14 protein-coding genes are annotated in these 13,782 nt (G+C 62.5%); 5 read left to right on the plus strand and 9 right to left on the minus strand.

What is annotated here, in order from left to right; genetic code table 11:
- Window positions 1-154: 154 nt before the first annotated feature.
- From purE to AC4LFW_RS19760, 5 genes are all read left to right on the plus strand, one after another.
- Window positions 155-649: a 5-(carboxyamino)imidazole ribonucleotide mutase gene (purE, locus tag AC4LFW_RS19740; protein WP_491822199.1), complete on the plus strand. Its 495-nt coding sequence runs from the start codon at window positions 155-157 to the stop codon at window positions 647-649.
- A complete protein-coding gene (locus AC4LFW_RS19745; protein ID WP_491821333.1) occupies window positions 646-1,731 on the plus strand; it encodes a 5-(carboxyamino)imidazole ribonucleotide synthase in 1,086 nt (361 codons plus the stop codon). The genes purE and AC4LFW_RS19745 overlap by 4 nt, the downstream gene beginning before the upstream one ends.
- A gap of 103 nt (window positions 1,732-1,834) precedes the next feature.
- On the plus strand, window positions 1,835-2,086 hold the full coding sequence (locus tag AC4LFW_RS19750) for a GlsB/YeaQ/YmgE family stress response membrane protein (RefSeq protein ID WP_491821335.1): 252 nt from the start codon (window positions 1,835-1,837) through the stop codon (window positions 2,084-2,086).
- 49 nt (window positions 2,087-2,135) lie between these two features.
- Complete coding sequence (locus tag AC4LFW_RS19755; protein ID WP_491821337.1) at window positions 2,136-2,666, plus strand: DUF3299 domain-containing protein; 531 nt, start codon at window positions 2,136-2,138, stop codon at window positions 2,664-2,666.
- 15 nt (window positions 2,667-2,681) lie between these two features.
- Complete coding sequence (locus tag AC4LFW_RS19760; protein ID WP_491822201.1) at window positions 2,682-3,353, plus strand: uracil-DNA glycosylase family protein; 672 nt, start codon at window positions 2,682-2,684, stop codon at window positions 3,351-3,353.
- A gap of 3 nt (window positions 3,354-3,356) precedes the next feature.
- On the opposite strand, the gene AC4LFW_RS19765 is transcribed toward AC4LFW_RS19760, so the two are convergent.
- The 9 genes from AC4LFW_RS19765 to AC4LFW_RS19805 all read right to left on the minus strand — a co-directional run bounded on the left by AC4LFW_RS19765 (window position 3,357) and on the right by AC4LFW_RS19805 (window position 13,694).
- Entirely contained in the window at window positions 3,357-4,436 is a 1,080-nt protein-coding gene (locus tag AC4LFW_RS19765) for an FAD-dependent oxidoreductase (protein WP_491821339.1), read from the minus strand.
- A 216-nt stretch (window positions 4,437-4,652) separates the two neighbouring features.
- Window positions 4,653-5,549 carry a D-hexose-6-phosphate mutarotase gene (locus AC4LFW_RS19770; RefSeq protein ID WP_491821341.1) on the minus strand — a complete coding sequence of 299 codons (897 nt, stop codon included), beginning with the start codon at window positions 5,547-5,549 and terminating at the stop codon, window positions 4,653-4,655.
- Window positions 5,550-5,703: 154 nt separating this feature from the next.
- Window positions 5,704-6,393 (minus strand): ABC transporter permease, encoded by a 690-nt coding sequence (locus tag AC4LFW_RS19775; protein WP_491821343.1) that lies wholly within the window; start codon window positions 6,391-6,393, stop codon window positions 5,704-5,706.
- The gene (locus AC4LFW_RS19780) at window positions 6,390-7,085 is read right to left on the minus strand and encodes an ABC transporter permease (RefSeq protein WP_491821345.1); all 696 of its coding nucleotides are present in this window, start codon (window positions 7,083-7,085) and stop codon (window positions 6,390-6,392) included. The genes AC4LFW_RS19775 and AC4LFW_RS19780 overlap by 4 nt, the downstream gene beginning before the upstream one ends.
- A 60-nt stretch (window positions 7,086-7,145) precedes the next feature.
- The gene (locus AC4LFW_RS19785) at window positions 7,146-7,901 is read right to left on the minus strand and encodes an ABC transporter substrate-binding protein (protein WP_491821347.1); all 756 of its coding nucleotides are present in this window, start codon (window positions 7,899-7,901) and stop codon (window positions 7,146-7,148) included.
- A gap of 14 nt (window positions 7,902-7,915) precedes the next feature.
- Window positions 7,916-8,689: an ABC transporter ATP-binding protein gene (locus tag AC4LFW_RS19790; RefSeq protein ID WP_491821349.1), complete on the minus strand. Its 774-nt coding sequence runs from the start codon at window positions 8,687-8,689 to the stop codon at window positions 7,916-7,918.
- A 285-nt stretch (window positions 8,690-8,974) separates the two neighbouring features.
- Window positions 8,975-11,035, minus strand: coding sequence for a BCCT family transporter (locus AC4LFW_RS19795; protein WP_491821351.1), 2,061 nt, complete (start codon window positions 11,033-11,035; stop codon window positions 8,975-8,977).
- A 301-nt stretch (window positions 11,036-11,336) separates the two neighbouring features.
- The gene (locus AC4LFW_RS19800) at window positions 11,337-13,316 is read right to left on the minus strand and encodes a sensor domain-containing diguanylate cyclase (protein ID WP_491821353.1); all 1,980 of its coding nucleotides are present in this window, start codon (window positions 13,314-13,316) and stop codon (window positions 11,337-11,339) included.
- A 99-nt stretch (window positions 13,317-13,415) separates the two neighbouring features.
- Window positions 13,416-13,694: a hypothetical protein gene (locus tag AC4LFW_RS19805; RefSeq protein WP_491821355.1), complete on the minus strand. Its 279-nt coding sequence runs from the start codon at window positions 13,692-13,694 to the stop codon at window positions 13,416-13,418.
- Window positions 13,695-13,782: the final 88 nt, after the last annotated feature.

Genomic DNA, 13,782 nt, shown 5'->3' on the forward strand with positions numbered 1-13,782 from the left:
GCCAGACCTGTGGTCTCGGGTGCCGGCAGGTCTGGGCTTGCGATATACTGCGCGGCCTTCGGTCGGACCTCCGGCCATGTACCTGCACGGCCGCGTTGTTTCAGCGCGGCCGTTGTTCCTGATGCGCCAGCAGGCGCCGAAGAGAGGCACGACGATGACCGCACTGGTAGGCGTGATCATGGGCTCCAAGTCCGACTGGTCCACCCTGAGCCACACCGCAGAGATGCTGGAAAAGCTCGGCATTCCGCATGAAGTCACCGTGGTGTCCGCGCACCGCACACCCGATTTGCTCTTCCAGTACGCCGAGCAGGCCGAATCGCGGGGCCTGCGGGTGATCATTGCCGGCGCCGGCGGCGCGGCTCACCTGCCCGGAATGTGCGCGGCGAAGACCCACCTGCCGGTGCTTGGCGTGCCGGTTCAGTCCTCGATGCTTTCGGGCGTGGACTCGCTGCTGTCCATCGTGCAGATGCCGGCCGGTGTGCCGGTGGCGACCCTGGCCATCGGCAAGGCGGGCGCGATCAACGCAGCGCTGCTGTCGGCCAGCATCCTGGGTCACGAATTCCCCGAATATCATGCCGCGCTGAAGAAATTCCGCGACGAGCAGACCCAGACCGTACTCGACAACCCGGACCCGAGGGACGCGCAATGAAAATCGGCGTGATCGGTGGTGGCCAGCTGGGCCGTATGCTCGCCCTGGCGGGTACCCCGCTGGGCATGAACTTCGCTTTTCTCGATCCGGCCCCGGATGCCTGCGCCTCTGCGTTGGGTGAACACCTGTGTGCCGACTACAACGACCGCGATCACTTGCGTCAGCTGGCTGATGAAGTGGATCTGGTGACCTTTGAATTCGAGAGCGTGCCGGCCGAGACGGTTGCCTTTCTCTCGCAATTCGTGCCGGTGTATCCCAGCGCTGAAGCGCTGCGTATCGCCCGCGACCGGTGGTTCGAGAAGTCGATGTTCAAGGATCTTGGCATTCCCACTCCGGCATTCGCCGATATCCAGTCGCAGCAAGACCTCGACGCCGCCGCGGCCAGCATCGGCCTGCCGGCCGTGCTCAAGACCCGCACCCTTGGCTATGACGGCAAGGGTCAGAAGGTCCTGCGCAAGCCTGCCGATGTCACCAGCGCCTTCGCCGAACTGGGTAGCGTGCCCTGCATCCTGGAGGGCTTCGTGCCCTTCACGGGCGAAGTGTCCTTGATAGCGGTGCGCGGACGTGATGGCGAGACCTGCTTCTATCCGCTGGTGCACAACACCCACGAAGACGGGATCTTGCGGTTGTCGGTCGCCAGCAGTGGTCATCCCCTGCAATCACTGGCCGAGGACTATGCCGGACGCGTGCTGGCTCAGCTCGATTATGTCGGCGTACTGGCTTTCGAGTTCTTCGAAGTCGATGGCGGCCTCAAGGCCAACGAGATCGCGCCGCGAGTCCACAACTCGGGACACTGGACCATCGAGGGCGCCGAGTGCAGCCAGTTCGAGAACCACCTGCGTGCGATTGCCGGCCTGCCGCTGGGCTCCACGGCGAAACTGGGCGAGAGCGCCATGCTCAACTTTATCGGCAGGGTCCCGGACGTGGCGAAAGTCATCGCCGTCGAGGATTGCCACGTACACCACTACGGCAAGGCATTCAAGGCTGGGCGCAAGGTCGGCCACGCCACCCTGCGCTGCCCTGATCGCGCCACGCTGGACCGGCAGATCACCGCGGTCGAGTCGTTGATCAGCCGCGATTGACCCTTCCGGCCGTCTGGCTCGGCATATTCACCGCCGAACTGGCTGGCGCGCCTCATGTCCGAGAGTACGTAACGCATATTTTCGGACCTGAGGAGATCGCCATATGGGCATCATCGGAACAATCATCATCGGCCTTATCGTGGGCCTCATCGCACGCTTCCTGAAGCCCGGCAACGACAGCATGGGCTGGATCATGACCATCCTGCTGGGTATCGGCGGTTCGTTACTGGCTACTTATGGCGGTCAGGCGCTCGGTCTTTACCAGGCTGGAGAGGGTGCAGGCTTTATCGGAGCGGTGGTCGGTGCGATCATCCTGCTGGTGATCTATGGCATGGTGACAGGCCGTAAACACTGATCTGTCCGGGGCCACGCCCTGTGGCCCCGCTCTCCATCGATTGGTTGTCATGCGCCCGCTCATTTTTTCCCTTCTGCTCTCTTGTGTTTTCCTGGCCAACGCCGCGCCGCCCGAACTCGACTGGCTTGAACTGATGCCCCCCGAGGATCGTCAGGCGTTGGAAGACATGCCCGAAATCGAACACGACTCTCCGGAAACTGACGGGTTCAGCGATCAAGGTGCGCTCAAGCAGGGCGCCGGTCTGCCTGCCGTCATGTATTCGGCCAAGACCGTTGCTCAACTGGACGGCAAGCAGATCCGTCTGGGGGGTTACCCGGTTCCGCTGGAAACCGACAATCAGGGCCGCAGCACCGAATTTTTTCTGGTGCCTTATCCGGGCGCCTGCATCCACGTTCCGCCACCGCCGCCCAACCAGATCGTGATGGTCCGCTACCCGGCGGGGATCATGCTGGACGATATCTATGCGCCGCTCTGGGTCGATGGCACGCTGCACATCGAGCCGGTGAGCAATGACCTGGCCGATGCTGCCTATGCCGCCACTGCCTCTGCGGTCACGTTGGTGCAAGAAAGCGATCTCTAGCTGATGGCCGGGCCGATGCTTCTCGAGCCGTCATTGCGCAAAGCCTTTCGCGAGCTGGCCGCGCGGACCGAAGACATCGATGTCGCGGCGTACCGCGCGTTCGACAAGGACCCCCTGGAACCGATCATTGGACTAGGCCCAGCCGATGCGCCCGTCGCGTTCTTTGGCCGGGATCCGGGTCGTGAGGAGGTTCGCCATGGGGCGCCTTTCATTGGCAGCGGCGGGCAACTGGTGCGCCGTGTGCTTTACCGGCACCTGCGTGGCGAGGATATGCCTGACTTCGAGGCCAGTCTCACCGTCGGGGAGGGCTTCTTCTGGATCAACACGGTGCCCTACAAACCGCTGGGTAATCGCGCCTGGTCGATGGCGGTCAAGCGTCGCTTCCATCCGCTGATGCGTCAGGTGCTCATCGACAACTGGCAAGGCCGAGACATCATCACGCTCGGGCGTGAGGCGTTTCTCTGGTTTGGTCTGGGGCTGCCCCGTGAGGTTCGTCAGCGCCTCGAAGCCTATTGGCAGCGCGACGATCGCTTCTCGGCTCACTGCGACATCGAGCTCACGGCCGAGCAGGGCAGTGCGCGCAGGTTTCGCCTGCACCCGCTGCCGCATCCGTCGCCACGCAATATGGCCTGGTTCAAACGCTTCCCTGAACTGCTGGAAGCACGGGTGCAGCAGTTACTGGACTGAGCATCAGCCCTCTGCGCTGTGCTGGCGTACGAAGCGCCGATCGAGGTGGTCCTTCCAGCGCCCGAGCAGGTGCCCTTCGGTGGCAAGCCGCGCCCAGCTCAGCAAAGCACCTCCATGTCCATCGGCGAGCAGGGCCAGGCTGTGCGCCTGCGGATGATAGTGCCGCAGCGGCTGGCCGATGGAGACCTGCCCCAGGTTGGTCGCCAGCACGCGCGCTTCGCGCACGGCATGCACGCCGTTGCGTAGTGCTCCCGGAAGGCTTGCGCAGTCTCCGCAGGCAAAGACATGCGGATGCGAGCGGCTCTGCAGTGCAGGGGAGACCTCGATGAAGCCACTGCCATCGAGCCGCAAGCCGGATTCACGCAGCCATCCCAGCGGGCTGGGTCCGGTTGCCACTACCAGGCGACGACCGCGCCAGCATGCCTGGCCATTGCCTATCAGCCTGTTGCCCTGCACGGCCTGGACCGACGTGTGCTCATGGAGTGACACGCCGGCGCGTTGAAGATGTCGCACAGCCAGCCGGCGCAGGCGGGGCGGATGCGTGGCAAGCAGATCGCCTGCAGTGAAGAGGCTGACAGCCGGTAAGCGGCCGGCCATGGCCAGCGCCAGCTCCACCCCGGCAGCGCCGCCGCCCAGGATGGCGACCGGCTCCGGTGCCTCTTCCCACTGTTGCCAGCGCCGGATGAAGTCAGCGAAGGGCTTGACTGGCAAGAGCTCCATGCCGTCATCGGTCTGGTCCGGCAGCCAGGGCAGGGAGCCAAGGTTGAGCGATAGCCAGGTGCTGCGCAGGGTCACGCCGGTGGCGAGCAACAGCTCAGGCGTTTCCGGCTGCAAAGCCACGATGGTGCCCTGGACGAATTCGATATCAGCCGCGGCGCACAGCGCTGGCAGGGACACGCGGCATTCGCGTGTCTGGTAATGCTCGGCGACGAGGCCAGGCATCATGCCGGAATACCAGGCATGGGGTTCGGCCGACACCAAACCGATCCTGCCCATGGGACGATCGCGGCGCGCCCAGTGTCGCAGGACGCCGAGGTGGCTGTGGCCGGCACCGGCCAGTAGCAGATCGAAGTCAGTGTTCACGGCGCATCAGCCTTGGACTGATGCGAGGTGAGTCGTGAGGGGGTGAGTTCAGGTCGGGATCTGGCTGCTTGGCTTCCATGACGGGATGACCTCCAGGCGTTGCGACGGGCCGGTAAGCAGCGCCGAGTCCAGCGGCGCTGATGTCCTAGGCAGTATAGGCTCAAACCTCCGTTACGCTTGCCTGGCCTGCCCTCGTCGTTGCATCTGCCAGATCGGTTACAGCGGCTCCGCGCTGATGGTCAGGCCCAGCGTATGGCTTGCTCCCGGCGCGAGGCGGACCATGTCGGTCATGACATTGGCCGACTCTATGCAGAGCATGCGCTGCCAGGCATCGTCGCGGAATTGCGAAAGCCGCTGCGCCTTGGCGATCCACGGATTCCACAGCACGGCCGAGCGTGAGCCTGCCGTGTCGAGGATGATCCGCCGCTTGAAGCCCGGGTCGCGTAGAGCCAGGCGCGCCGGCAGATCAAGGTAGATCCGGTCGGTTTCGCCGGAAAAGCCCAGATCGCCGCTTTGCTGGCGTTGCTGCCAGTCCTCCAGGGTCTCGATATAGGGACGACCATCCAGTCCCTCGACCGATACCTGGTGGATATCGCTGATGGCGAAGTAGCTGTGCAATGCCTGGGACAGCGTGACTGCCGCGTCGCCGTGGTTGTGGCTGGTCAGTTCCAGGTGCAGGCCGGCTGCATCCAGATGAATCCCGAGCCTGAGATCGACGGCATGGGGCCAGCCGGGCAGGCCGCGGTCCTGACTGCAGGCGAACACCAGGGTGCCACGCCCGGCATCGCTGTCGCTGCGCTCCAGCGTCCAGTCAAGAGTGCGTACCAGCCCGTGAGCAGGGGCGGGCTCGCGGCCTTGGTAGGTTGCTCTCACCGGATCGGGATTGCGTGCCAGATCGCCAAACCAGGGCCAGCACACCGGAATGCCGCCGCGCACCGCCTGTCCCTGTTCAAAGGCGGCCTCCTCGCTGAGCCAGATGATCGGCGCCGCATCGCCCTGCCGGTAGCTGAGCACCTGCGCGCCTTGCTCGGCGACGATCACTTCGGCGTCTCCGTGGCGAAGGCGCCAGCAGGTGAGTTGGTCCTTTTCGATGCGCTGAATGTCGACGGGCATGGGCTGTCTCGTTGGCGGTGGGAATGGTGTGTTCAGACCCTGCTGCGGCTCAGGGATTCCACAGACGGCCCGGGTGAGAGCGGAGGCATGTCGGGCCTGGTGCCGAGCGGCCGGCGGCACGAGGCCGCGGGCTCAGGCGAATCGGCCTGCAGGCTCAGCGCCCCTGGCAGGCATCCACGCGCAGCCAGCGCTCCAGCAGCTTGAAGCCCTGCATCAGCACAAAGGCGATGACCAGGTAGATCAGACCGGCAGTCAGGAACATTTCCTCGTGCTGGTACGTGCGGGCGGCGATCTTGCGCGCCATACCGGTCAGTTCCAGAAGCGTGATGGTGCTCGCCAGGGCGCTGGCCTTGAGCATCAGGATCACTTCGTTGCTGTAGGCGGGCAGGCCGATGCGGGTAGCGCGCGGCAGGATGATATGGCGCAGGGCCTGGTAGCGAGACATGCCCAGCGCACGTGCGGCCTCGACTTCACCGGCCGGCACGTTCTGGATCGCACCGCGCAGGATTTCGGCGATATAGGCGGCGGTGTGCAAGGTCATGGTGATGATCGCGCACCAGTAGGGATCGCGCAGGAAGGGCCACATCCAGCTCTCGCGAACCACCTCGAACTGGGCCATGCCGTAGTAGACGAGGAACAGTTGCACCAGCAGCGGCGTACCACGGAAGAAGAAGATGTAGCCATAGGGCAGCGCGCGCACTGCAAGCAGGCGCGAGGACCGTGCGATGCCCAGCGGCAGCGCAAGGATCAGGCCGGCCACCACCGAGACGCCAACCAGTTGCAGCGTCAGCCAGGCGCCCTCGAGAAAGTCGGGCAGCCACTTGATGAACAGTTCCCAGCTCATGCCGCGCTCCTGGTAAAGCCGCGACCGGCGCGTTTTTCGAGAAAGTACATGCCGGTCATCGCGATTACGGTCAGGCCCAGGTAGATAAAGGCGGCGACGACGAAAAAGGTGAAGGGCTCCTTGCTGGCTGTCACGGCGATCTGCGAGGTGCGCATGATTTCTTCGAGACCGATGACCGAGACCAGTGCGGTGTCCTTCATCAGGATCATGAACAGGTTGCCCAGGCCGGGCAGGGCCAAACGCCACATCTGCGGCAGGATCAAGCGCAGGAAAATGCGCCGCTTACCCAATCCCAACGCCAGTCCCGCCTCGCGGTGACCCTTGGGAATGGCCAGCAGCGCACCACGGAACACTTCGGTGGCGTAGGCGCCAAAGCACAGGCCGAGGGCGATGGTGCCGGCGGCGAAGGGGCTGAGGGCGAGATTCTCGATGCCGAAGATCTCGCCGATGCCGCGTACCAGGCCGATGGTGCCGAAATAGATCAGCAATACCCACAGCAGCTCGGGCACGCCGCGAACGATGGTCGAATAGGTACCGCCCACCCAGCGCAGGGCGGCGAATGGAGAAGTCTTGGCAAGCGCGCCCAGCAAGCCGAGCACCAGGCCAAGGGCCAGGGATGCAAGGGCCAGCTGAATGGTCATCCAGGTTCCGGCGATCAACGCCGGACCGAATCCATGAAGGTCGGGAATCATATGGGCTCAAACACCAAAGCCCGACCTACCAGATGGCGGCCGGGCTTTGATTCAGACGGATCAGTAGATATCGAAAGGGAAATACTTGGCGTTGATCTTCGCGTAGGTGCCATCGGCTCGGATTTCAGCCAGCGCCTTGTTCAGCTTCTCGCGCAGCTCGTCGTTGCCCTTGCGCACCGCGATGGCGATCTTGTCGTTGTCGAACACCGGCTCGCCCTTGAATTCGAAGTCCTTGCCGGCATCGCTCTTGAGCCATTCCCATTGCACGAAGGAATCGGCGAGGATGCCGTCGACGCGGCCCGAGGCCAGGTCAAGGTAGGCATTTTCCTGGGTGTCGTAGAGCTTGATGTCGACCACGTCGTCCATGTTGTCTTCGAGCCAGGTGCCGGCGATGGTAGCCCGCTGGGCGCCGATGGTCTTGCCTTCCAGATAGCTTTCGTCGGTCTTGAAATCAACCGATTTCGGCGCCACGAACTGCAGTTTGTTGGTGTAGTACGGATTGGTGAAATCGACGGCGTTCTTGCGCTCTTCGGTGACCGACATGGAGGCGGCGAGGAAGTCGAACTTGCCGGCGTTCAGGGCGGGAATGATGCCGTCCCAGTCGGAAGTCACCACTTCGCATTCCACTTCCATCTTGGCGCACAGGGCGTGAGCGATGTCGAGGTCGAAGCCGACCACCTGGCCGCTGGAGTCGATCAGGTTGAAGGGTGGGTAGGCACCCTCGGTGCCGATGCGCAGCTTGTCGGCGGCAAAGGCGTTGGCGCCGAGCATGAGGGTGGCGGCGGCGGTCAGCAGAATCTTCTTATAGCTTTTCATGAGGTGTTGCTCCATTAGCGATGGCTGGACATGAACTGTTTACAGCGTGCCGATTGGGGATTGTCGAACACCTGCTCCGGCGTTCCCTGCTCTTCGACCAGGCCCTGGTGGAGAAAGACCACCTCACTGGAAACCTGCTTGGCGAAGTTCATTTCATGAGTGACGAGCAGCATGGTACGACCCTCGTCGGCAAGCGACCGGATCACTGCAAGCACTTCTTGTACCATTTCCGGGTCGAGCGCCGAGGTCGGCTCGTCGAACAGAATGACCTTGGGCTGCATTGCCAGGGTTCTTGCGATGGCCGCGCGTTGCTGCTGGCCGCCGGATAGCTGGTTTGGATACACGTGGCGTTTGTCGGCGATCCCGACCTTGGCCAGCAGTGCCTCGGCCGTCTCGATGGCCTCTGCCTTGCTCTGGCCCAGCACGCGACGAGGCGCCTCTATGATGTTGTCGAGCACGCTCATGTGCGGCCAGAGATTGAAGTTCTGGAACACGAAACCGAGCTTGCTGCGCATCAGGTTGATCTGCTTGGCATCTGCCGCGACCAGATCACCGTCTTTGGCGCGCTTGAGCCGCAGCTGCTCGCCGGCCACGATGATTTCGCCCTCGTTGGGGTTTTCCAGCAGGTTGATGCAACGCAAAAAAGTGGATTTTCCGGAACCAGAAGAGCCGAGGATGGAAATCACGTCACCATCGCGAGCGGTCAGCGAGATGCCTTTGAGAACTTCCAAATCGCCGTAGCGCTTGTGCAGGTTGCGGATTTCCAGTGCAGGTATGGCCTCGGCCATTGAGCTTCCTCTTCTCGGAACAGGGCTGTTCCCGCTCCGTTTCTATGTAAAGTGCACTCCGGCCAACTGCTCGCCATCCTGGCGAGGCGCAAACCTAGCATGGGTGGGGGCATGCGCCAAGCGCGACGCGGCGCCTGGCGCCGTGACCGGCCGGTCACGCCTGGTCGGGCGATCGGCACCTCTATCTATATAGATGAAATCGGCGGTTCTGGCGCGCAACGATGGGTTCATGTCACAAGGGCCAGCCGGGCGCTTGTCTGGCCCGGCCTGAAGTTGGCGCCACCGCTAAGGCGAGGGGTCGGACTTTGGTAGCTCGGGATCGTCGGACAGCATTTCGTCGTGCTCTGCCATGTTCCACGGCAGGCTGCCCGGCGAGATATGCAGGAAGTGCAAGTACTTCTCGAACTGATCGAGTATGTCGCTGATGATATCCGCCTGGTCATAGCCATAGATGTCGTAGTGTTGCCCCCCGCGGCGCAGGAAGACCTCGGCGCGGAAATACTGTTCGTCCGCCTCCGGTCCTTCGGAGAGCGCGAACGCCGGCATGGCGTAGCCGACCGCACGGATCTCGTAGATGAAGTCGACCTGATCGTCTTTCTTCACTTCAAGATAGAGCCGCGAATGGGCTTCATCGGTGTGAACCTCGGCGCTCCACTCCTGGCCACTGAGCTCACGCTGAACGCGGCGCATGGCCTTGAGCACAGTGCTGCCCATGAAGCCGTCGACCTCTTCCCGGCTGGGGAAGCTGACCATGCCGGCCAGGCGCTTTTTCCACAGCCCAGGGCCGGCGTTGCTTGCCAGCCGGCTGCCCTGCATGTGGCTCTGCAGACTGGTTTCATGGTGCCCTTCGATGACCAGCGCGCGCCACATGCCCAGCGCGGCGATCATCATGATGATTGCGAAAGGCAAGGCGCTGGCGATGGTCATGGTTTGCAGTGCACTGAGCCCACCGGCCAGCAGCAACGCGGACGCGACCACACCTTCGATGCTGGCCCAGAATACCCGCTGCCACACTGGGGTATGGAGCGCACCGCCAGCCGCCAGGGAGTCGATCACCAGCGAGCCGGAGTCCGAGGAGGTGACGAAGAAGGTGATGATCAGTACCACGGCCAGGAACGAGGCGATGGAGGTCATCGGCAACAGCTCGAACAGCTTGAACAGCGCGATGGCGTTATCGGCCTGCACATCGGAGATCAGCGAGGTATAGCCTTCGACCATGATCAGGTGCAGAGCAGTATCTCCAAACACCGAGAACCAGAGAAAGGTGAAGATGGTGGGCACGAACATCACGCCAAAGACGAACTGGCGAATGGTCCGGCCACGGCTGATCTTAGCGATGAACAGCCCGACGAAGGGCGACCAGGCGATGGTCCAGCCAAAGATGAACAGCGTCCAGTTGCCGATCCAGTCGCTGCGTGTATAGGCCTGCAGGTTGAAGGTTCGCTCGATGATGTTGTTCAGGTAGCTGCCGGTGTTTTGCAGGAAGGTTTCGAGGATGAAGATGGTGGGGCCGACCAGAAACACGAACAGCATCAGGCCGATCGCCAGGATCATGTTCAGCAACGATAGGTTCTTCACCCCTTTGTCCAGGCCTGCCACCACCGAGCAGATCGCCAGGCCGGTGATGATGACGATGGCGATGATCTGCACGTTGATGCTGATCGGTATCGAGGGCCAGAGGTAATTGATCCCCGCGTTGATCTGGGTGACCGACAGGCCAAGCGTGGTGGCGATGCCGAACAGCGTGCCGAGAATGGCGAACACGTCCACCACATGGCCAATCGGCCCGTAGATGCGTTCACCTATGATGGGATAGAGCGCCGAGCGCATGGACAGCGGCAAGCCATGGCGAAAGGAAAAATACGCCAGCACCAGTCCGGTCAGCCCGTAGATTGCCCAGATGTGGAAGCCCCAGTGAAAGAAGGCGATCTGCATCGCCTGCTTGGCTGCGTCGACCGTTTCTGCCGCACCCGCTGGCGGCGAGGCGTAGTGCAGCACCGGCTCGGCTACGCCGAAGAACAGCAGCGCGATGCCATAGCCGGCAGAGAACAGCATGGCGAACCAGGCCGGGAAGCTGTATTGCGGTTCAGCGTGGTCCGGTCCCAGCTTGATGCTGCCCCAGGGCGTCATCGCAATACCGACGATAAACACCAGAAAGAAGGCCACCGAGAGCATGTAGAACCAACCGAAGTTGGTGGTGATGAACGCCAGGGTCGAGCTGAATACGTCGCCGGCGAGCTCTGGGTTGCTCATGGTGCCTATTACCAGGAGCAGCGTGACAACCACGGCGGGAATGAACACGGGAAAAAGGATGATGGCCTTGGGTAGCTTCTTTTCTGCTTCCATATGTCGTTCTGGTCTCTGGTTGAGTGGGACGGAAAACGCGCTATGGCTCCCGAAGGGAAATCGCTATAGACAGGGTAGACGGTCATCTGCCCTGGATTGCTCACGAAAAGGTATCGATTAGGGAAAAATCTATGCGCTGGCACCCAAACGGCTGTCGAGCAGCAGCAATGGGCAAGCGAGACGGGATGCACATCCGATTCGCGCCTGTCTGGGCGCCTGGCTGTACGTTTGGGACGAGTGCTTGCTTGGGAGGGCTGTCCGGCCAGCGCTGGGCCGGAACGCAGCAATACGGGCGGTCAGATCAACCCGCCGCGAGGGCCGCTTGATGCGCGGCGGCCACGACACGGTTGCGGCCTGCAGCTTTGGCTGCGTAGAGCGCCGTGTCGACCCGGTTGTAAAGTGCGTCGAAGTCGTCGTCGTCTTCCAGCTGTCCTACGCCGATACTGATGGTCACCCTGATCTCGACGCCGCCAGACCATACGGCCATGCCGGCAATGGCGGTGCGAAGCCGCTCGGCAACCTCCATTGCGTCAGCTTCACTGGCTCTGGGGAGCAGCGCAGCAAACTCTTCCCCTCCCATCCGGGCGAAGATATCGCCGGTACGCAGCGTTTCCTGGCAGAGGGTCGCTAGGTTGCGCAGCGTGGCGTCACCCGCCGGGTGACCGAAGTGATCATTGATGCGCTTGAAATGGTCCAGATCGATCAGTAGCAGGGACAGGGGTTGCCGGTAGCGCCTTGCGTTGCTCAGTTCGGCATCGAAAGCCGTCATGAAGTAGCCTCGGCTCTTGGCCCCAGTCAGTGCGTCCGATGTGGCCAGACGCTGAAGCTCGCGGCTGGCCCGCTCTTCGGTGAGCTCACTGCTCACCCAGCGACCGATCAGGCGGGCAAATTCCAGGTTCATGGAGCCAAACCGGTGGGGTTCTGCCAGGGAGATGAAGCTGAGCGCACCGTGCATCTGGCCTGCAACGAACACCGGAACACTGGCAAAAGCCGCTATCCGCTTTTCACCCTGCGGTGTGGCTATCGTATGGCCTGAGCTGTCCGAACCCTCGATTGCCGCATCGTCCACCTGGCTGGCAAGCAGCGATGAAAACACGCGTGCAAGTTCCCCATCGGCTCCGTCCAGGACTTGGCCGTCGGCGGCGACACACAGCTGGGGTGACCATTGCCCGTCGACCAGGTGAGCGAATACGGCATATTCAACCGCCAGCTGACGGCAGCCAAGCGCCATGACCGCTTCGAGCTTCTTCTCGGTTGCCAGCGGCTGGGCGGCGATCGCACTCAGCCCCCGCAGGCTTTCGTTCAACAGCAGCAGCTCGGCTCTGGATCGCTGTTGCAGCTGCTGTGCCCTTGCCAACAAGCCCCCGCCGCTCAGCAGCAGCAACGTGAGCAGGCCGGCCCAGATCCGGTAGCGGAACCAGCGAGTCTCGTGCGGCGCATAGAGGGTGGCGTTGTCCATGGCGATCAGCACCGTGGCGGGGAAACCTTGGACGTGGCGATAGGTGAAGAGCTTGTCGCGCCCATCGATCAGGCTGGTAGCCTCGTAACTGCCATGTGGCGCCGCAGCAGGCTGGAGAAACGGCATGTTGTCCGGCAGCACCATGCCGAACGCCGTGTCGTCGAGTTTGCGATCGCTTCCCCGTGCGCGCACCACGCCATCGGCGCCAACCAGCAGGATCGACCCATTGCGCCCGATGTCGACCGAGCCGAAGAACCGGGCGAAGTAGTCCGGGCTCAGCGATATGACCATGACGCCCCTAAATACGCCGCCGGTCCTGACGGCGCGGGTCATCTGGATGCTGTAGCGCCCGGAAACCCGTCCGAGTACCGGTTTGCTGATATGCAGGCGGTCGTCGGTTGCATCTCGATGGGCCAGAAAATGTTCCCGATCGCTCAGGTCGAGCGGTTTCGCATCGGGGTCCAGGTTCGAGTACCGGAGAATGCCCTGGGCGTCGATAAATCCGATCTGTACGACCAGGCCGCTTTCAAAAGCGTTCTGAATGACCCGTACCTGTGTATCGAAACCTTCTCGATCCCTGGTCCACTCCTCGCGCAGCAGCTTCAACGCGATATCCATGTCCCGGAAGGTCCGCACCACATGCTCTTCGAAGGCGCGCGTCAGGTTGGCTGCCGCCTTTTCAGTGTCGTGGCGAATCAGTTCGCGATTGCGAGCTTCCTCCAGGGAAAGCACCAGCCACATCAGCACGACCAATGCGCCCGCAGTGAGCATGATGGTCATCGGGTTGGCTATGAATCTGCCGAGGCGGGCCAGGTAAGGCATTGGTGCTGCCAAAAGACGGTGGTGTCAAAACAGTATCACTGCAGCCGGTTGCCGCCAATTGTCCTTTCAGCCCCATGCGGTCGATGAGCAGCGGCGCAGTCAGGCAGTTCTCCACCCTGCTTGGGCTCGATGCGCTGGTTCGTCGCGACTCTCGATGCTGCAACTGAAGATCAGCATGGCAGACCACAGCATGGAGGACATGCGTGGGCGTTGCGCCAGGGCAGTTTCATTCAACAGGCCAAAACCGGTCCAGAACCCGACTGCCAGCAACGAGGCGAGCAGTTCCAACATTACCGAACCTGCCGGACGCGCGCCTATCGCGCTGCTCGAATCGAACACGCTCAGGTTGACCAGGCCTATGCCCAGGGCTGCCATCACCAGCCGACCAGGAAAAAGTAGCGGCGATCGCTGCCAAAAGACCTGTCGTCATGCGCTCTGCTCCTGCCGTTCCTGCTGCTGGATCCAG

Source organism: Stutzerimonas sp. C6.4V, assembly GCF_058536345.1.

Bases quoted from the DNA above. Each gene is read 5' to 3' on its own strand.
- AC4LFW_RS19755 (WP_491821337.1), top strand. From the start codon at position 2,136: ATGCGCCCGCTCATTTTTTCCCTTCTGCTCTCTTGTGTTTTCCTGGCC.
- AC4LFW_RS19800 (WP_491821353.1), bottom strand. From the start codon at position 13,316: ATGCCTTACCTGGCCCGCCTCGGCAGATTCATAGCCAACCCGATGACC.
- AC4LFW_RS19780 (WP_491821345.1), bottom strand. From the start codon at position 7,085: ATGATTCCCGACCTTCATGGATTCGGTCCGGCGTTGATCGCCGGAACC.
- AC4LFW_RS19785 (WP_491821347.1), bottom strand. From the start codon at position 7,901: ATGAAAAGCTATAAGAAGATTCTGCTGACCGCCGCCGCCACCCTCATG.
- AC4LFW_RS19795 (WP_491821351.1), bottom strand. From the start codon at position 11,035: ATGGAAGCAGAAAAGAAGCTACCCAAGGCCATCATCCTTTTTCCCGTG.
- AC4LFW_RS19790 (WP_491821349.1), bottom strand. From the start codon at position 8,689: ATGGCCGAGGCCATACCTGCACTGGAAATCCGCAACCTGCACAAGCGC.
- purE (WP_491822199.1), top strand. From the start codon at position 155: ATGACCGCACTGGTAGGCGTGATCATGGGCTCCAAGTCCGACTGGTCC.
- AC4LFW_RS19770 (WP_491821341.1), bottom strand. From the start codon at position 5,549: ATGCCCGTCGACATTCAGCGCATCGAAAAGGACCAACTCACCTGCTGG.
- AC4LFW_RS19745 (WP_491821333.1), top strand. From the start codon at position 646: ATGAAAATCGGCGTGATCGGTGGTGGCCAGCTGGGCCGTATGCTCGCC.
- AC4LFW_RS19760 (WP_491822201.1), top strand. From the start codon at position 2,682: ATGCTTCTCGAGCCGTCATTGCGCAAAGCCTTTCGCGAGCTGGCCGCG.
- AC4LFW_RS19775 (WP_491821343.1), bottom strand. From the start codon at position 6,393: ATGAGCTGGGAACTGTTCATCAAGTGGCTGCCCGACTTTCTCGAGGGC.
- AC4LFW_RS19750 (WP_491821335.1), top strand. From the start codon at position 1,835: ATGGGCATCATCGGAACAATCATCATCGGCCTTATCGTGGGCCTCATC.